General features: G+C 52.6%; 12 protein-coding genes. All 12 read right to left on the reverse strand.

What is annotated here, in order from left to right; all coding sequences use genetic code 11:
• Position 1: 1 nt before the first annotated feature.
• Positions 2–532, reverse strand: coding sequence for a hypothetical protein (locus tag SOJ49_RS16645; protein ID WP_369855612.1), 531 nt, complete (start codon positions 530–532; stop codon positions 2–4).
• A 77-nt stretch (positions 533–609) separates the two neighbouring features.
• Positions 610–1,725: a hypothetical protein gene (locus SOJ49_RS16650; protein ID WP_369855613.1), complete on the reverse strand. Its 1,116-nt coding sequence runs from the start codon at positions 1,723–1,725 to the stop codon at positions 610–612.
• A gap of 104 nt (positions 1,726–1,829) precedes the next feature.
• Positions 1,830–2,306, reverse strand: a complete 477-nt coding sequence (locus SOJ49_RS16655; RefSeq protein WP_369855614.1) for a hypothetical protein — start codon at positions 2,304–2,306, stop codon at positions 1,830–1,832.
• A gap of 84 nt (positions 2,307–2,390) precedes the next feature.
• Positions 2,391–2,963: a hypothetical protein gene (locus SOJ49_RS16660; protein ID WP_369855615.1), complete on the reverse strand. Its 573-nt coding sequence runs from the start codon at positions 2,961–2,963 to the stop codon at positions 2,391–2,393.
• Entirely contained in the window at positions 2,963–7,933 is a 4,971-nt protein-coding gene (locus SOJ49_RS16665) for a hypothetical protein (RefSeq protein ID WP_369855616.1), read from the reverse strand. The genes SOJ49_RS16660 and SOJ49_RS16665 overlap by 1 nt, the downstream gene beginning before the upstream one ends.
• Positions 7,934–8,183: 250 nt before the next feature.
• Positions 8,184–12,410, reverse strand: a complete 4,227-nt coding sequence (rpoC, locus tag SOJ49_RS16670) for a DNA-directed RNA polymerase subunit beta' (RefSeq protein WP_369855617.1) — start codon at positions 12,408–12,410, stop codon at positions 8,184–8,186.
• An 87-nt stretch (positions 12,411–12,497) separates the two neighbouring features.
• Positions 12,498–16,571, reverse strand: a complete 4,074-nt coding sequence (gene rpoB / locus SOJ49_RS16675) for a DNA-directed RNA polymerase subunit beta (protein ID WP_369855618.1) — start codon at positions 16,569–16,571, stop codon at positions 12,498–12,500.
• A 191-nt stretch (positions 16,572–16,762) separates the two neighbouring features.
• Positions 16,763–17,128 (reverse strand): 50S ribosomal protein L7/L12, encoded by a 366-nt coding sequence (gene rplL, locus SOJ49_RS16680; RefSeq protein WP_369855619.1) that lies wholly within the window; start codon positions 17,126–17,128, stop codon positions 16,763–16,765.
• 63 nt (positions 17,129–17,191) lie between these two features.
• Complete coding sequence (rplJ, locus tag SOJ49_RS16685; RefSeq protein WP_369855620.1) at positions 17,192–17,686, reverse strand: 50S ribosomal protein L10; 495 nt, start codon at positions 17,684–17,686, stop codon at positions 17,192–17,194.
• A 210-nt stretch (positions 17,687–17,896) separates the two neighbouring features.
• The gene (gene rplA, locus SOJ49_RS16690; protein WP_369855621.1) at positions 17,897–18,592 is read right to left on the reverse strand and encodes a 50S ribosomal protein L1; all 696 of its coding nucleotides are present in this window, start codon (positions 18,590–18,592) and stop codon (positions 17,897–17,899) included.
• Positions 18,592–19,026, reverse strand: coding sequence for a 50S ribosomal protein L11 (gene rplK, locus SOJ49_RS16695; RefSeq protein WP_369855622.1), 435 nt, complete (start codon positions 19,024–19,026; stop codon positions 18,592–18,594). The genes rplA and rplK overlap by 1 nt, the downstream gene beginning before the upstream one ends.
• Positions 19,027–19,099: 73 nt before the next feature.
• Positions 19,100–19,636, reverse strand: coding sequence for a transcription termination/antitermination protein NusG (nusG, locus tag SOJ49_RS16700; protein ID WP_303434747.1), 537 nt, complete (start codon positions 19,634–19,636; stop codon positions 19,100–19,102).

Below are 19,636 nucleotides of genomic sequence, written 5' to 3' on the forward strand. Positions count from 1 at the left end.
ATTATCGGGATTGACAGTCGATCACCAGATGGCCGGTCGCCAGCTGATACTCAACCGAATTGGCTTGCAGGGATTTGAGCAAACGTTTCATGGTTGCCGGTACGGCCGACGCCGGAGCCAGGCCCGGATCAACGACCAGTGCACGACATACAGGAACGCCAACAGCACCATTGAAATACTGGTAAAACAGGGTTTGGGCATGCACCGAAGGAGGCAGACTGAAGCCCGGCAAGCGGTTCAGATTGGCTACCTGAGCGGCCGGTGTGAAAGATTCCTTGAAGGTTTCACCACGCACCGAAAACGACTGGTTGATTGCAAACTGGATGGATTCGCCCTCGGCAAGATCCCGGCTGCTTTCGGACTTGCTGTCGATCAGGTATTGGCCATCGGTATTGGCGGTGTAATTCACCGTCATACCATCAATCTGATAATCGGCATGGCATACCGACGCTATCAGGGCTGCAAATAACAGCCCTGTTATATTTCGAACAAAACCCACCGAAACACCTTTTGATATTCGATTCACAGTCATAACTATTCCTCCGGGGTGCAGCATTCACCCCGCCATAAACCCTGACATAGCGTATTCAACAACCCTTACGAGCTAGCTCACGGCATCAAACGCTGCTGTATATCCCGATACACAACACTGGTTTGAAATGCCTGGGCAATGACCCCATCCGTCCGTTCCAACTGGATTTGCGGTACGATTTTTCCGTTATCGCCAACGGCAAGAAAGGCCAGTCGTTGGTCGGTATCCGAGAATTTCATTTTGAAAAATACGAAATCGACATAATTGCCTTGAATCAGAAGCAAAGGAGATATCTCCTGAACATTGGCCAGAACGGCATTCAAGGAAATAACATTCAGCGCGTGCATCCCGGTCGAGTTTGGCCGAGGCAAGTAGGTAACGTCGGTGGAGTTTGGGTTATTCCAATAGGGAGACATGGTGGCAACGATTTTTGCCACAATGTCATCACCAGCGTTGGCGATGATATCCTGATTATCCAGGAATGCCTGACGCAACTCTTTGACCGCAGCGAACTTCGCTTTTAATTGCGCGTTATTACCGCTGGCCTGATAGCCAAAAATACCCGAACGATCCGAAGACTGCGGGTATTCGATAACATGGCCACCGACAGGTTGTTGAATGGATTCACCCGGATACACCACCACATTTGCGAAATTAATCAGTGGGTCAGAGGCAGACATCATCTGCGCACTCATTTTACAGTCATCGGCACAATGCACCAGCTCTGACCAGCCAGCCAAACGCTTGCTGCCCTCACCGTACCATTCGACGCCAACCAGGTAATAGAGACCAATGCTCGCCAGCATATTGAGCTTGACGGCCTTGACCTGATAGAAGCGCGCGTACTTGCCAGGGTTTTTACGCATTTCCTCCAGGATCTTCGAGCGGCTTTTATCCGCGACCGAAAAGGTATCGGCAATTTTAGCGGTATCATTATTGCGGGCAGCGGCGTAATACTCTTTCAATACAGATGTTACAGCTTCGGGAACACTGGCATCCGGTTGGTCAAGCCACATTGACACCGACTTTTTACGAACCGATACAGAAACGCTGCAATTCTGACCATCAAACGCCAAACAGTTGTGAACCAGTGGTACGTTTGCCGCCGTCGCCTGACATGCCAAAGACACAGAGGAAATTGCCATCGCCCAGCGCAGCACCCGCCGGATTACCGTGGTTATTAAAACAGCCATATTACCTCCATTTATCTTTTTCAAATCGTTCAAGTACTTCTGGCGGGCAGTGTTTACTTGCGGTTACTTGTAACCCGGTGATTTCTGAAAAATCGTCCAGCGCATCAAAAAAATTCCTTGCGGTTGGCAAATTCGTCCAAACTGAAATTGCCCAGCAACGAATAGTAATCGTCGCCATAACGAGCAATACCCTGACTATTTAGTACCAGCATCGGGTAAACCATAAACGAGCTCCGGTTTCCCGCACTGGAGGCAGTTGCGATTCTGAACATCAGGCAAATTCTGTTCACATCGTCAAAACGGATTTCGATTCGTTTTTCTTTTGAAAAGCGGATTTTCCTTTCCAGCAGCTTTTCTTTGGTAATCAGAACATGAAGCTTGTATCGCAGCAGTAACCAACCCGGGATGAAAAACAGTACTGACACCACTACAATGGCCTGCCACCTCAACCCTGGACCAATCGTCAGAAACACCAGTGCCAAAACACCAATCCAGAGTGCTCCTTTCCCCAAAGAGCGAAAAATTTTTGCTAATGGTGAGTCGATATCAATCACCCCCAGAGTCCGGTTGATATTAATCATTAGTACATAGACCCCGATACCATGAATGCTTTGCAAATACCCAAGAGTATCAAACACTGCTTGCCAACTAAATTGCCACTCATATCAACGCCACCGATCCTTGCCAAACCGCTCTATTATTTCGGGCGGACAATTTTTCTCTGCGAAAACATCAAGCCCAGTTAACTCTGAGAGAACAACCATAAAGTCGTAGAATTCCGGCCTGGTATTAAAGTTTTTATAGGTAAGTATCCCCAGCAGATTAAATTCCTCACCATGCCTACTAAAAGCTGATTTTTTAATGACCAAGATCGGAAATATAAAATATTTCGATTTGATCGTTGGGGCTGTACCTCGGGCAATATCAAACCCAATACATATCCGATCAACATCAGAAAATTCCAACACCTTTTCCTTGTGCCGAAACCACTGATATCGTCTATCCACCAGCTTTTCAGAGGTAATCACGACCTGCTGTTGATAAGTGATCATCGCCGCACCAAGTGCGAATAAAAAAAATATAAACAAGCCCAAAGCCCAGTGCACCACAGGCTCAAAAAAAGCGGCGAACAGACACACAGAAGCAATGGCCAGTAATATCTTGCCAAACTGGCGAGCCCCCTCTGCATTGCGAGTGTTGATGGTCAACACCCCTTCGGTGGAATCAAATGTCATCATTAATCACACGACCCGTAACTGTTTTTTTCAAAGATGGTTTGGGTAGATTCAATTTGATAGCTGCCCTCATAAACGCCGCCAGCGACAAATTTCAATTCGAGCCTCGCAACAGCCTTGGTTTCTTCCAGATAGAATCCGGCACATCCACTCGGGCAGTTTTCACCAATATAGCCGAGAGCGCGTAAGCCACCTTTCGCTTCAATGCCGACGTCGGTAGCAGCGCCCAATGCAAGCAAATCATTGCAGTCCCCATCGTCAGGGTCGGAGAACCCGCAGCTCTCTATCTTTCCTTCAGCGGTAAAGGTAGCACCACCAAACAATGTGAGTTCGCCCCCTGCCGAGAATTCGGAGCAAGGCTCATCGGTATTGCACTCTGTATTTTTATGTTCAACAGAAGCGGCCAAACTGGCACTCCCCCTTGCGACAGCTCCCACTTCCAACGTTGCACTTGCCCAAACGCCTAATCCAACATGCTTAGCTGGAAACTGCATTGCCAATCCGAACCCGGGAAGTGCAGCGGTTGCCTTGATCGATACGGAGCTATTGAGGGACAACTTTTCATAAGCCTTGGGCTCTGGCCCTTCGTCGCAATTGCAACACTCTTCACCCGTCTCAATAGAGCCTTTGTTTTCCCAACTCAGCTGCGAAATATTGATATAAGGACTTCTAGACCAAGCAGAAATAGCTTCATCGAAGCTCGTCGAAATATCGTTGCTACCTCCCAATGCGCGAGTTTTTTTCTCATTACTGGCGCCACAGTCTGGCCGCTTACAGGTGCCGTCGATACAGACAAAGCAGGCTTTCTCAGGATCATCCGAGCAGGATGTTTCTTCATTGGCCGGTACCACTTCCCCTTCACTGCAGGTTTTGCACTTGTTGTCATCACGTTTGCTCGGGTCGGGAATATCGCTGTCGTCTGCTTCTGCCGAGGGTGAACCAGCAACACACCGGGTGGTTTTACAGTCCCCATCGGTGGTGCTGTCATCCGGTGTTTCATCCGCCGGGTCCCAACCGGTACATTTCAGGGTCTTGCAGTCCTTGTTGTCCTGTTCTGACTTGACCTTGTCGTCGAGCCGTTCAGAGTCACAACTGCAGGAATCCGGATTCTTCGAGCGGGCAACACACTCATCGTCGCTGTCGCAGGAAATGTTGCAGGTATCTTCCGGCTCAGGCGGTACACCACCCCAACCGGAATGACGAATACCATGGCCTTCGCGGGAGGTAATAGTGGCACCGTCGTCAGACACCACCCCTGGTCCGATGCTGACCCATTCCATCAGGTCGTGGTCGAACGAGAACATTTCCAGCTCTTCACCCGGCGCACCGTTGAAGGTGTTTGGCAAGGAAACCCGTGCTGGCGGATCAAATTCAATACCGGCAGGCTGCAAGGTCCAGGCAACGTCAAACACACTGCCGTTTGGTGCAGGCATGGGAACCTTGTCGGTCTGCACCTGGGTGAACATCACGCGGCCAGACTTACGGCCGTCAGGGAAGGTCATCGAGTTGGCCGGAATAATGACCTGGGCACCCGCCACCCCACGCATCGGAATCACCACTTCTTCGTCATTGCCAGCAATCTTGCCGCCGTCGTAGTCCACTTTCGGGAAGTAGATCGGCATGCCAACGGTGTTGTTCTGGCCACTGATCGTCACCATTTCGAACATCAGGTGTGGCCACTCGCCATCCCGACTGGTGGTACTGCCGTCCAGCACCAGATGCACAGTGCCAACCGGCGCATTGGTGAAGCGGAGCTTGCCCTGGGCATCCGTGACTTCGGTACGGGTACTGAAGGCGTTGCCTTTGATTTTGACTTCCACACCTTGCAGCGGCAGGTTGCTGTTATCCAGCACCAGCCCCGTGATAAGCGTGTCCTGGACGTTGCCCGGACGCAGGTTATTAGCGACAAAGTCGGTTTTCAGTTCCGAACGACCGTAGACCTCGGCAACCACAATCTGGCTGGCGGTCCCCAGCTCTGCAAGGGTGGCACCCAGCACAAAATCGACACTGGCATTGCCATCAAGGTCGGTCGATACCGTCACCTCGTTAGCTGCAGCGGCGTCCTCGGCGTACACCTGACCAGAGCCTTTCACCACCCGGAACACCACATCGACCCCAGCCAGGGCATTGCCATTGGTATCCGTCACCTTGGCGATCAACGGCTCAGGCAACACCGCGCCCATCATGCCGGTTTGCTGGCTACCGCGAGCAACGTTGATGCTGGCCGGAGAAGCGGCCTGGGCTGAGGCTGAAAAGACCACCACGCCAGGGAAGCCAATGGCACTGGTAGTAACCTGGTGCTTGCCTGCCCCGGAGCGCTTGCCCAGGGTAAATTCGATATTGGCAATGCCAAGCTCGTTGGTCAGCACCAGCAAGTCCCGTCCGCTACGGGCACCGGACTGCAACTCGCCGTCACCTTCGGTTACCCGGAAAGTCACCGCACGGTCGCTGATCGGCAGGTTGTTGCGGTCCACCAGTTTCACGGTCAACGGATCGCCAAGTGTGCCCTCTACCTGAGCGCTCTGGTTGTTACCCGACAACTCCAGTATGCGTTGACCGGCATCCTTCAGATACACCACGGTACGGGTCAGCTGGCGGGAGTTACCCATGGCGTCGGTGGCCTGAATCGTCAGCACGTTGGAGCCCGGGCGCAGGTTGTAGGATGGCAGCTCAAAAGTACGGTCTACCACCGGTACAGTAATGCCATTGACGGTCACGACCGGCTCAATCACACCACTGAGATTGGAGCGCAAGTCATCGAGACTGCCTGCCACGGTAATGCTGGACTCGGTGGTCACCATGCCGTCCGAGAGACTGGAAACAATGATATTGGGGGCAGTGGTATCAAGAATGACATTGCGGGTAGCGGTGGTTGCCCGCACGCCGGTCACACTGCTGAACTGCCCCACGGCGGTGAGCTTGTTAGTGCCTTCCACCAATAGCACTTCCGCAGTAAAGGTATTGCCGGACAGGGTGGCATCAACGTCTTCGACCCGCACTGAATCGACAGGGCCAACCACACGGCCGGTGACCAGCACCTGGGTGTCACGGGTTAAATAGCCGCTGACCGGTGTGTCGATCATCACCACCACTTCCACCAGGTAGCGAGAGGCGTCATCCGGGTAATCGTCTTCGTTGTTGGCAACACCATCGCCATCGCGGTCAGAATCCAGCGCATCTGCAATCAGGTCGCCATCGAGGTCGGCAGGCACACTGTCTGAGTCGCGCGGGTCGGTTCCAAGCTGTTGCTCTACTGCGTTTTCAAAGCCATCGCCGTCAATATCGGTGTCGCTGTTGTCACCAATACCGTCGCCGTCCAGGTCGGCAGTTTCATTGCCGTCATCCGGCAGGGCATCGTTGTCGTTCAGTACGCCGTCGCCATCACGATCGTCATCGAGCTGATCGGGAATAAAGTCGCCATCGAGATCGGCAGGGATATCGTAGACATTGGTGATCGATGTCCCCAGCTGGGCTTCAACGTCATTGCTGTAACCGTCACCATCGATGTCTTCGTCGCTGGAGTCCGGAATAAAGTCACCGTCCATATCCGCTGGCACCGAGCTGTCCAGCAGCGGATCGCTGCCTTCGGCCAATTCAACGTCATCGTTGTAGCCATCGTTGTCGGCATCCGGGTCGGCGTTATCGCCCATGCCATCACCGTCGGTATCGCGTGTTTCAGCGCCATCATCCGGGAACGCATCGAGCTCATTAAGCACACCGTCGCCATCGCGATCCTCATCCTGGTCGTCCGGAATAAAGTCGCTGTCAAGGTCGGCAGGTACAGAGCCGGCATCGTTCGGATTGGTGCCTGAAGTCACTTCTGCCGTATTGGTAAAACCATCGCCGTCACGATCAGGGTCGCCGTTGTCACCAACACCATCGCCGTCAAGGTCGCTGCTTTCGGCCGGATCATTGGGGAACAAGTCGACGTCGTTCAGCACCCCGTCGCCGTCACGGTCTTCGTCTTGGTCGTCCGGAATAAAGTCGCCGTCGAGGTCGGCCGGTACCGATTCGGCATCGTTCGGATTGCTGCCTGACGTGGTTTCGGAAGCATTGCTGTAACCATCGCCGTCGCGGTCGCGGTCGGTGTTGTCGCCGATGCCGTCGCCGTCGAGATCCGCACTTTCGGAGCCATCATCCGGAAAGCGGTCGTCGTCGTTGGCCACGCCGTCACCATCACGGTCGGCATCCTGGTTGTCAGGAATAAAATCGCCATCAAGGTCGGACGGCACCGAGCCAGCATCATTGGGGCTGCTGCCCGCAGCAATTTCGGAATCGTTACTGTAACCATCACCATCGCGGTCAGTGTCGGCGTTATCGCCCGTACCATCACCGTCGAGGTCGGCGCTTTCTGACGGATCTGCTGGGAAGGCATCTAACTGGTTGTCGACGCCATCGCCGTCACGGTCAGGATCGGCATTGTCACCCGTACCGTCGCCATCCAGATCGGAAGTTTCAGTGCCATCGAAAGGAAATGCGTCGTCGTTGTTGCCGACACCGTCACCGTCAACATCAGGATCACTGTTGTCACCAATGCCGTCGCCATCGAGGTCGGAACTCTCGGCAGGATCATCCGGAAAGGCGTCGTCAATATCATCGACACCATCACCGTCGCGGTCGGTCACTTCGGCGGCTTCCAACACCGCTGTCAGCTGACGGTCTTGCGACATCACCAGACGACATTGCGGCGCGGTGCCACAGCCGTCGCTGCCTTCCCAACGCACAAATACAAGGCGTTCGGTTGGCTGTGCGGTCAGTACCACCCTGTCGCCCTTGTCATAGCGATAACAGAGCCCGGCCGGGTCTTCACATACCTCACCCTGCGGACTGATATCAACCAGTGACAGGTCGGCCGCAGAGGCACCTGAAGTGATGTTCAGCAACAATACACTGGAAGACTTGTCATCCTCTGACATACAGCCTGTCAGCAAGACGATGAAAAACACCCAGTAAAAACGATTAATCAGACGCATCCCTGCAAGCCTAAATGTAAAGTTATGAGAGAAAGTTCCGTGAAGGCGGTACTGTATTTACATTTATTAACTTTTTCTGTGCGATTTTTAACAATTGAAGCAGTTGGCTTGGCAGAACCCAGAACGAATCCACCAGGAAGGTATGCCGAAAAGCAGCCGTGGCCAGCTGGGCAAATTGGTTGTAGAAAACCCAACGCAAAAAAAAGAACCCCGAGGGGCTCTTTTTCAAACAGTTCAGCACTCTGGTGACTTATTTGTCACTGAACGCTTCGCTCAACTTGGCTTCCATGTCTTCTGCGGACACACTCAGAACTTCAGGCATTGAACGCTGACGTTCGTTATCACGAACGGTGCGCTTACGCTTGCGCTCGGCGTGATACGCCAGACCGGTACCTGCCGGGATCAGACGACCCACCACCACGTTTTCCTTCAGACCGCGCAGACTATCCACCTTGCCGGTAACAGCCCCTTCAGTCAGCACTCGTGTGGTTTCCTGGAAGGAAGCCGCAGAGATAAAGGATTCCGTCGCCAGCGACGCTTTGGTAATACCCAGCAGCACACGCTCACCCTTGGCCGGGATCTTACCGGATGTATCGATGCGTTCGTTTTCTTCGAGGAAGGAAGAAAACTCTACCTGATCACCCGGAATAAACGTCGTATCGTTGGCATCATGGATCAGAACCTTACGCAGCATCTGACGCACAATCACTTCAATGTGCTTGTCGTCGATACCAACGCCTTGCAGGCGATACACTTCCTGCACTTCGTTGGTGATGTACATGGCCAGATCGCCAACGCTTTTGAGGCGCAGGATATCATGCGGATTTAACGGGCCATCAGAAACGATCTCACCCTTTTCGACGTTTTCACCTTCGAATACGTTCAGGTGACGCCATTTGTGAATCAGCTCTTCATACGGCTCACCACCATCTTTCGGTGTAATCACCAGACGCTTCTTGCCTTTGGTTTCCTTACCGAAGCTGACGGTACCGGAGATTTCCGCCAGAATCGCAGGCTCTTTCGGCTTACGTGCTTCAAACAAGTCAGCAACCCGTGGCAGACCACCGGTGATGTCCTTGTTACCCGATGTTTCCTGAGGAATACGGGCAATAATGTCACCAACAGCAACCACGGTACCATTTTCATGGTTAACCAGCGCATTAGGCGGCAGCATGTACTGGGCAGGAACATTCGTGCCAGGCAGGAAAATATCGTTACCTGACGTGGTATCCACCAGTTTCACCATTGGACGGATATCTTTACCCGCTGCCGGACGATCTTTCGGATCAATCACTTCGATATTGGACAAGCCCGTCAATTCGTCGGTCTGACGATTGATGGTAATGCCTTCATCCATACCAACGAATTCAATCCGCCCCGTCACTTCCGTCACGATCGGGTGAGTGTGAGGATCCCAGCTGGCAACTTTCTGCCCGGCTTCGACTTCAGCACCATCTTTTGAGCTGATTACCGCACCATAAGGCAGTTTGTAAAGCTCACGCTCACGACCGTTCACATCGGCAATGGCAATCGAGCCAGAGCGGGATACGGCCACCAGATCACCGTTCTCACGCGCAACCGTCTTGAGGTTATGCAGCCGCAAGGTACCCTTGTTCTTGACCTGGACACTGTCCGCCGCAGAGGAACGCGATGCCGCACCACCAATGTGGAAGGTACGCATGGTCAACTGGGTACCAGGCTCACCAATCGATTGAGCCGCGATAACACCCACCGCTTCACCGACATTCACCTGATGACCACGACCAAGGTCACGACCGTAACACTTGGAACAGATACCGGAGCGAGACTCACAGGTAATGGCAGAACGCACCAACACTTCGTCGATACCTTCGGCCTCAATGGTTTTAACCCATTTTTCATCAACCAGAGTACCCGCTGGAATAACCAGCTCGCCTGGCTGATTCGGCTTGTAAACATCTTCGGCAATGACACGACCCAGAATACGGTCACCCAATGCCACAACCACGTCGCCACCTTCAATCAGCGGCGTCATGATCAGGCCTTCTTTGGTGCCACAATCCTGCTCGGTGACGACCAGATCCTGCGCCACGTCAACCAGACGACGTGTCAGGTAACCGGAGTTGGCGGTCTTCAATGCCGTATCGGCCAGACCCTTACGAGCACCGTGCGTCGAGGTAAAGTACTGCAGTACGTTCAGACCTTCACGGAAGTTCGCCACAATTGGCGTTTCAATGATAGAACCGTCTGGCTTGGCCATCAGACCACGCATACCCGCCAACTGACGAATCTGTGCCGGGCTACCACGAGCACCGGAGTCGGCCATCATGTAAACCGAGTTGAAAGATTCCTGATCCACTTCGTTACCGTCGCGGTCAATGACCTTTTCTGTACCCAGGTTTTCCATCATCGCCTTGGCCACCAGTTCGTTGGCGCGGGACCAGATGTCGATAACCTTGTTGTATTTTTCGCCGTGAGTTACCAGACCGGAGGCGAACTGGCTTTCGATCTCTTTTACTTCCGCATCGGCGTTGGCAACAATTTCGGCCTTGGCAGCCGGAATTTCGAAATCGTTAACACCAATTGAGGAACCGGAACGGGTGGCGTATTCGAAACCGGTATACATCACCTGGTCGGCAAAGATAACGGTATCTTTCAAACCAACACGACGGTAAGCCGTGTTAATCAGACGGGAAATCGCCTTTTTCTTCATCGGCTGGTTAACCAGCTCAAACGCCAAGCCTTTTGGCACGATACGGAACAGCAAAGCACGACCAATAGTGGTATCAACCACCTTGGTATTGGTTTCGCTGAAACCATCTTCATCGATCACGGTTTCGGTGATACGCACCTTGACGCGAGCCTGCAGGTGAGCGGCACCACTTTGATAGGCACGGGTCACTTCGTCCAGATCGGCCAACACCATACCTTCGCCCTTGGCGTTGATACGATCACGGGTCATCCAGTACAAGCCCAGTACCACGTCCTGAGACGGTACAATGATTGGCTCACCGTTGGCTGGCGACAATACGTTGTTGGTCGCCATCATCAGAGCGCGGGCTTCGAGCTGGGCTTCAATGGTCAGCGGCACGTGAACGGCCATCTGGTCACCGTCGAAGTCAGCGTTGTACGCGGCACACACCAACGGGTGCAACTGAATCGCCTTGCCTTCAATCAGCTGTGGTTCGAACGCCTGGATGCCCAAACGGTGCAGGGTTGGTGCACGGTTCAGCATCACCGGGTGTTCACGAATCACGTCAGCGAGGATATCCCACACTTCCGGTGTTTCGCGCTCAACCATTTTCTTGGCAGCTTTAATGGTTGTTGCCAAACCACGGTGTTCCAGTTTGGAGAAGATAAACGGCTTGAACAGTTCCAGCGCCATTTTCTTCGGCAGACCACACTGGTGCAGACGCAGCTGCGGACCCACGGTAATCACCGAACGACCGGAATAATCAACCCGTTTGCCCAGCAGGTTCTGACGGAAACGCCCCTGCTTACCCTTGATCATATCGGCCAGGGACTTCAGCGGACGCTTGTTGGAGCCGGTAATCGCACGACCACGACGGCCGTTATCCAGCAACGCATCCACCGCTTCCTGCAACATGCGCTTTTCGTTGCGCACAATGATGTCAGGAGCATTCAGCTCCAGCAGGCGCTTGAGACGGTTGTTACGGTTAATAACGCGACGATACAGATCGTTCAGGTCGGAGGTGGCAAAACGGCCACCATCCAGCGGTACCAATGGACGCAGATCCGGTGGCAGTACTGGCAGCACCGACATGATCATCCACTTCGGATCGTTACCGGAGAAGTGGAAGGCCTCAAGAATCTTCAGACGTTTGGACAGCTTCTTGATCTTGGTTTCCGAGTTAGTCGCCGGAATTTCTTCGCGCAGACGCTGAACTTCTTCAGGCAGGTCAATATGACCCAACAGTGCCTGAATTGCTTCAGCACCCATCTTGGCTTCAAATTCATCACCAAATTCTTCGATGGCTTCGTAATACTGCTCATCGTTCAGCAGCTGACCCAGATCCAGCGTGGTCATACCTGGCTCGGTAACAACAAAGGATTCGTAATACAGAATCCGTTCGATATCACGCAGCGTCATATCCAGCATCAGACCGATGCGGGAAGGCAGTGACTTCAGGAACCAGATGTGTGCAACCGGAGAAGCCAGCTCGATGTGGCCCATGCGTTCACGACGCACCTTGGCCTGTGTGACTTCTACGCCACACTTTTCACAGATCACACCACGGTGCTTCAGACGCTTGTACTTACCGCACAGGCACTCGAAATCTTTGATCGGGCCAAAGATACGGGCACAGAACAGGCCATCACGCTCTGGCTTGAAGGTACGGTAGTTGATGGTCTCCGGCTTTTTGACTTCACCGAAGGACCAGGAGCGGATCATGTCTGGCGAGGCAAGGCCAATTCGAATGGCATCGAACTCGTCAGCATTGTTCTGGCTACGCAGAAAATTGACTAAGTCTTTCATATAAAGTGTGCTCCACTTGGCGTGAGCGAGTGCTCCATAACCGCCAGCCTTTTCAGACTGGGGTTACAGAGCGCGCTGCTAGACCGATTATTCGTTTTCCAGTTCGATGTCGATACCCAGGGAACGGATCTCTTTAACCAGTACGTTAAAGGACTCCGGCATACCTGCTTCCATCCGGTGGTCGCCATCCACGATGTTCTTGTACATCTTGGTACGGCCTGCCACGTCATCGGACTTGACGGTAAGCATTTCCTGCAGGGTATAAGCAGCACCGTATGCTTCCAGTGCCCACACTTCCATCTCACCAAAGCGCTGACCACCAAACTGAGCCTTACCACCCAACGGCTGTTGGGTAACCAGACTGTAGGAGCCGGTAGAACGCGCGTGCATCTTGTCATCAACCAGGTGGTTCAGTTTCAGCATGTACATGTAGCCAACCGTCACCTGGCGATCAAATGCTTCGCCGGTACGGCCATCATACAAGGTCACCTGACCAGACTCCGGTATACCAGCCAACTCCAGCATACGCTTGATTTCAGATTCTTTGGCGCCGTCAAATGCAGGGGTCGCCATCGGCACACCACCACGCAAGTTATTGGCCAGTTCAAGAATCTCGGCATCGCTGTAGCTGTCGAGGTCTTCAATACGACCGTCGCCCGCATTGTAAATTTCATCCAGCAATTCACGCAATTTCAACACTTCACGCTGCTCGCGCAGCATCCGGTCGATCTTGTCACCCAGTCCCTTGGCAGCCATACCAAGGTGGATTTCCATGATCTGACCGACGTTCATTCGCGACGGCACACCCAATGGGTTCAGACAGATATCAACGGTCACACCGTTGGCATCGTAGGGCATATCTTCAATCGGCTTGATGGTTGAAATAACACCCTTGTTACCGTGGCGACCCGCCATCTTGTCACCCGGCTGGATCTTACGTTTGATCGCCAGATAGACCTTGACGATTTTCAGTACACCCGGAGCCAGATCGTCGCCAGTTTGTAGCTTGCGTTTCTTGTCTTCGAACTTGTCATCCAGTTGCTGTCGACGCTCAGCCAGAGACTGCTCGGCTTTTTCCAGCGTAGCAGCCAGCTCTTCATCCTGGGGAATGATGCGGAACCAGTCATCCACAGTCAGACCTGACAAGTATTCTTCTGTCAGGACGTCACCTTTGCGCAAACCTGGAGCCACATTAATTGCCTGGCCAGTCAGCGCACGGGTCAGACGTTCGAAGGTTGCGCCCTTGACGATGCGCATCTCTTCGTTCAGATCCTTGCGAATCTCATCCAGCTGCTGACGTTCAATCGATTTGGCACGATCGTCTTTTTCAACACCATCACGAGTAAACACCTGAACGTCAATAACCGTACCCGTGGTACCGGTTTTAACGCGCAGGGAGGTGTCTTTAACATCAGACGCCTTCTCACCGAAGATCGCACGCAGCAGCTTTTCTTCTGGCGTCAGCTGGGTTTCACCTTTCGGTGTTACCTTGCCTACCAGAATATCACCGGCTTTGACTTCAGCACCGATATAAACGATACCGGATTCATCCAGCTTGCCCAGTGCCGCTTCACCGACGTTAGGAATGTCGGAAGTAATTTCTTCCGCACCCAGCTTGGTGTCACGGGCAACGCAGGTCAATTCCTGAATGTGAATCGTCGTCAGACGATCTTCCTGAGCGACACGCTCAGACAGCATGATCGAGTCTTCGAAGTTGTAACCATTCCATGGCATAAAGGCGATACGGAAATTCTGCCCCAACGCCAGCTCACCCAGGTCAACGGAAGGACCATCGGCCATGATATCGCCACGCTGTACCATATCACCCGCTTTTACCAACGGACGCTGGTTGATGCAGGTGTTCTGGTTCGAACGGGTGTATTTGGTCAGATTATAGATATCAACACCGGCCTCACCGGCCACGGTCTCGTCATCATTCACTTTGACCACGACTCGTGATGCGTCAACCGAATCGATCACACCGCCGCGTCTGGCAACCACACAGACACCAGAGTCAGCCGCAACCGCGCGCTCAATACCGGTACCAACCAGCGGCTTTTCAGCGCGCAAGGTAGGAACCGCCTGCCGCTGCATGTTGGAACCCATCAAGGCCCGGTTAGCATCATCGTGCTCCAGGAATGGAATCAGCGATGCAGCGATTGATACTACCTGTTGAGGTGATACGTCTTTCAGCGTCACGTTATCGGGCGACATGATGGTGAATTCGTTCTTGTGACGAACCGAAATCAGATCACCCTGCAAGCGGCCATTTTCATCCACAGGCACAGATGCCTGGGCAATAACATAATCCGCTTCTTCAATCGCCGACACATAGATGATCTCGTCGGTTACCACACCGTCATTGACGATACGATAAGGCGTTTCCAGAAAACCGTATTCGTTGGTACGGGCATAGGAAGCCAGCGAGTTGATCAGACCAATGTTCGGACCTTCAGGTGTTTCAATAGGACAAACACGACCGTAGTGGGTGGCGTGTACGTCACGCACCTCGAAGCCTGCACGTTCACGGGTCAGACCACCTGGCCCCAGGGCGGAAATACGGCGCTTGTGCGTCACTTCTGACAGCGGGTTGTTCTGATCCATAAACTGGGACAGCTGGGAGGAACCGAAAAATTCCTTCACTGCCGCAGCAACCGGCTTGGCGTTGATCAGATCCTGCGGCATCAAGCCTTCAGATTCTGCCATCGACAGACGTTCACGCACCGCACGCTCTACCCGTACCAAGCCGACACGGAACTGGTTTTCAGCCATCTCGCCCACAGAACGAATACGACGGTTACCCAGGTGGTCAATGTCGTCGACAATGCCTTTACCGTTACGAATATCGATCAGGGTTCTCAGCACTTCAACGATGTCGCTGTTATCCAGCACACCGGAACCGAGTATTTCTTCACGACCGATACGACGGTTAAACTTCATGCGACCCACTGCGGACAGGTCGTAACGCTCTTCGCTGAAGAACAAATTGTCGAACAGCGCCTCTGCACTTTCTTTTGTTGGCGGCTCGCCAGGACGCATCATGCGGTAAATCTCGACCAGAGCTTCCAGCTGATTGCTGGTCGGGTCGATACGCAGAGTGTCGGAGATGAACGGACCACAATCAATTTCGTTGGTGTAGATAGTTTCAAACTCGGCGATGCCGGAAGCTTCTATCTGCGCCAATATTTCCGCCGTAATTTCGGCGTTGGCCGTAGCCAATACTTCGCCAGTACGGCTATCAATGACGTCCTTGGCGACCGCTTTACCCAATACGTATTCTGTTGGCACCACCAACTCTTCCACATTGGCCTTTTCCAGCTGGCGAATGTGACGAGCGGTAATACGACGACTGCCTTCAACAATGACATTGCCATCGTTATCCATGATATCGAAGGCTGCGGTTTCACCACGCAGACGGGATGGGATCAGCTTCAGCTTCAATCCACCACCAACAATACGGTAGTTGTCGTTATCGTAGAAAGTTTCGAGAATTTCTTGTGTAGTAAACTTCAGAGCCCGTAACAAAATGGACGCTGGCAGTTTACGACGACGGTCAATACGTACGTAAACCAGGTCCTTCGGATCAAACTCAAAATCCAGCCATGAGCCGCGGTAAGGAATCACGCGAGCGTTATACAGCAACTTGCCGGATGAATGGGTTTTACCCTTGTCGTGGTCGAAGAACACACCAGGAGAACGGTGTAACTGAGACACGATGACACGCTCAGTACCGTTGACAATAAAGGTTCCGTTATCAGTCATCAGGGGCATTTCGCCCATGTAGACTTCCTGTTCCTTGATGTCCTTGATTGCTTTGGTCGAAGATTCCTTATCGTAAACGATCAGGCGTACTTTGACCCGTAATGGCGCAGCGTAGGTAACGCCACGCAGCATACATTCTTTTTCGTCAAAACTCGGCGTACCCAGGCGATAGCTCACGTACTCCAGAGCAGCATTCCCGGAATAGCTGACAATCGGGAAAACAGACTTAAAGGCCGCATGAAGACCAATATCAATCCTGTCTTCAGCGTTGCTCCCTTCTTGCAGGAACTTATGGTATGAGTCGATTTGAATGGCCAGCAAATATGGCACATCCATGACACTCGGTAGTTTACCGAAATCCTTACGGATACGTTTTTTCTCAGTATATGAGTAAGCCATCAGTTATCCCCGGACTGTTTCCTCGATCAGGTCGCCAAACCCGAAACTAGAGGACTTGCCTTGCAATTGAACCCGGCACGAAGCCAGTTTAGACACGCCTTCCATAACGCGAAAAAGGCCGACGGAAAAATCCCGTCAGCCCTGTGTCGTGCTTCAGAAAAAGCACGACAGCAGAAGTGAAGTAATATTAATTACTTAACTTCTACGATAGCGCCAGCTGCTTCCAGCTTGGCTTTTGCTTCTTCTGCATCTTCCTTCGATACACCTTCCTTAATGGAAGAAGGAGCACCATCAACCAGACCTTTGGCTTCTTTCAGACCCAGCCCGGTGATTTCGCGAACTGCCTTGATCACGTTCACTTTCTTGTCACCAATGGCAGACAGAATTACGTCGAATTCAGTCTGAACTTCGGCAGCAGCTTCAGCAGCAGCAGGAGCAGCAGTCGCGGCAGCGGCGGAAACACCGAACTTTTCTTCCATCGCAGAAACCAGTTCTACAACGTCCATTACAGACATGTCAGCGATAGCGTTGATGATATCTTCTTTTGTCAGAGACATGAGACTTTTCCTGAAATAATTGGACGATTACGCCCGTTAAATCTTGGTAATATCTGCCAGGGATCAGGCAGCTTCTTGTTCTTTCTGGTCGCGGATAGCATCAATGGTACGAACCAATTTGCCTGCGGCAGCTTCTTTCATGACGCTCATCAGCTTCGCAATTGCTTCGTTGTAAGTTGGCAGTGTTGCCAGCATATCAACGGAAACTACGTTACCTTCGAATGCACCACCCTTAATCTCGAACTTGTCATTCTTCTTGGCGAAATCCTTGAAGATACGGGCAGCCGCACCTGGATGTTCGCTAGAGAATGCAATCAGACTAGGACCTACCAGCGTCTCGGTGAGACACTCGTATTGGGTACCTTCGATAGCACGACGAGCCAAGGTGTTACGGACAATTTTCATCCAGACACCGGCTTCACGCGCTTCTTTACGCAGAGCGGTCATGGCGCCTACAGTAACGCCGCGAGAATCCGCGACAACGGCAGACAGAGCACCTTGAGCTGCTTCCTGGACCTCGGCGACAATCGCCTTCTTATCTTCGAGTCCTAAGGCCACGATTAACTCCTAACAAGTTAAGTTGGGCTCAGCTGAGCCAGTCTCGGTGTGACAATTCAGAAAACTGAACGGGGCCACACACTATCTACGCAGGAAATATTAAGTAGCAAAACCAGAAGGTCAGGCGACTCCTGCGGTCTTTGACAGCTGCCGCAAAAGCGACAACCCCAAAGATGGTTTGGGGTGTGCAACACACCCCGAATTCTTGGCCTAGATGTCCAGCGCAGAATGATCGACAACCAGACCAGGACCCATAGTGGTACTGATGGTTACCTTCTTCATGTAGACACCTTTGGCGGATGTTGGCTTGACCTTTTTCAGGTCTGCCAGCAGCACAGTCAGGTTTTCTTTCAACGCGTCGGCGTCAAAATCGACCTTGCCAATAGTGGTGTGAATAATACCGTTCTTGTCGTTGCGGTAACGCACCTGACCAGCCTTGGCGTTCTTCACAGCAGTGGCAACATCGGGTGTTACAGTACCAACCTTCGGGTTCGGCATCAGACCACGAGGGCCCAGAACCTGACCCAACTGGCCAACAACACGCATCGCATCCGGGGAAGCAATCACAACATCAAAGGCCAAGTCGCCGCCTTTGATCTTTGCTGCCAGATCTTCCATACCCACTTCATCAGCACCGGCAGCCGTGGCGGCTTCCGCATTGGCACCCTGGGTGAATACAGCAACACGCATGGTCTTGCCAGTACCGTTTGGCAGTACAGTGGAGCTGCGCACGTTCTGATCTGATTTACGGGCATCGATGCCGAGATTCACAGCAACATCTAGAGATTCACGGAACTTGGCAGCAGGCAGTGAAGACAGTACAGACACGGCATCTTCAAAAGAGTAAACCTTGCCAGCTTCTACTTTTTCCGCAATCAGCTTTTGACGTTTGGTCAGCTTGGCCATTACTCAACTCCCTCTACATTCAAACCCATCGCACGGGCAGAACCAGCAATTGTACGAACTGCCGCATCCATATCAGCTGCCGTCAGGTCAGCCATTTTGGTGGTAGCAATTTCTTCCAGCTGAGCGCGATTGACCGTACCCACTTTTTGGGTATTCGGACGCGGCGAACCACTGGTAATACCAGCCGCTTTTTTCAGCAAGAAGGACGCAGGAGGCGTCTTCAGTTCAAAGGTAAAGGAACGATCACTGTAGGCAGTGATAATGACCGGTACCGGCGCACCAGGTTCCATACTGGAAGTCTGGGCATTAAATGCCTTACAGAATTCCATAATGTTCAAACCTTTCTGACCCAGCGCCGGACCAACCGGCGGACTTGGGTTTGCTTTACCAGCTGCAACCTGCAACTTGATATAGCCCTCTACTTTCTTAGCCATGTTTTACTCCAAATGGGTAGTATCGCCCTTGCGGGCTCCCCTGTGCTTCAGCAACGCTGAAGATCACCTGAAATCAGACCGACTTTTCGATCTGCGTAAATTCGAGCTCGACCGGGGTTGAACGACCAAAAATAGTCACAGCAACCTGAACGCGAGACTTGTCGTAATCAACACTCTCGACCACACCATTAAAGTCTGCAAAGGGACCTTCGGTAACACGGACCACTTCACCCGGCTCGTAGATGGTCTTGTGTGTTGGACGATCAACACCTTCTTCAACACGACGCAAAATGGCGTCTGCCTCTTTCGGGGAGATCGGCGCAGGCTTGTCTGCCGTACCACCAATAAAGCCCATCACCCGGTCAGTCTGTTTTACCAGATGCCAGGTATCATCATTCATTTCCATCTGCACGAGGACATAACCAGGATAGAAGCGACGCTGACTCTTGCGCTTCTTGCCATCGCGGACTTCAACCACTTCTTCAGTAGGAACCAACACGTCCCCAAACTGATCCTGCATTCCCAGGCGCTCGATACGTTCCAACAAAGCACCCTGCACACGCTTCTCATAACCGGAGTAGGCGTGAACCACATACCAACGCATTGCCAT

This window comes from Candidatus Thalassolituus haligoni (genome assembly GCF_041222825.1).
GTDB classification, from domain to species: domain Bacteria; phylum Pseudomonadota; class Gammaproteobacteria; order Pseudomonadales; family Oceanobacteraceae; genus Oceanobacter; species Oceanobacter antarcticus.

Coding starts and splice junctions, on each gene's coding strand:
- SOJ49_RS16655 (WP_369855614.1), bottom strand. CDS start 2,306: ATGATTAATATCAACCGGACTCTGGGGGTGATTGATATCGACTCACCA.
- rpoB (WP_369855618.1), bottom strand. CDS start 16,571: ATGGCTTACTCATATACTGAGAAAAAACGTATCCGTAAGGATTTCGGT.
- nusG (WP_303434747.1), bottom strand. CDS start 19,636: ATGGCAATGCGTTGGTATGTGGTTCACGCCTACTCCGGTTATGAGAAG.
- rpoC (WP_369855617.1), bottom strand. CDS start 12,410: ATGAAAGACTTAGTCAATTTTCTGCGTAGCCAGAACAATGCTGACGAG.
- SOJ49_RS16650 (WP_369855613.1), bottom strand. CDS start 1,725: ATGGCTGTTTTAATAACCACGGTAATCCGGCGGGTGCTGCGCTGGGCG.
- SOJ49_RS16645 (WP_369855612.1), bottom strand. CDS start 532: ATGACTGTGAATCGAATATCAAAAGGTGTTTCGGTGGGTTTTGTTCGA.
- SOJ49_RS16665 (WP_369855616.1), bottom strand. CDS start 7,933: ATGCGTCTGATTAATCGTTTTTACTGGGTGTTTTTCATCGTCTTGCTG.
- SOJ49_RS16660 (WP_369855615.1), bottom strand. CDS start 2,963: ATGATGACATTTGATTCCACCGAAGGGGTGTTGACCATCAACACTCGC.
- rplA (WP_369855621.1), bottom strand. CDS start 18,592: ATGGCCAAGCTGACCAAACGTCAAAAGCTGATTGCGGAAAAAGTAGAA.
- rplL (WP_369855619.1), bottom strand. CDS start 17,128: ATGTCTCTGACAAAAGAAGATATCATCAACGCTATCGCTGACATGTCT.
- rplK (WP_369855622.1), bottom strand. CDS start 19,026: ATGGCTAAGAAAGTAGAGGGCTATATCAAGTTGCAGGTTGCAGCTGGT.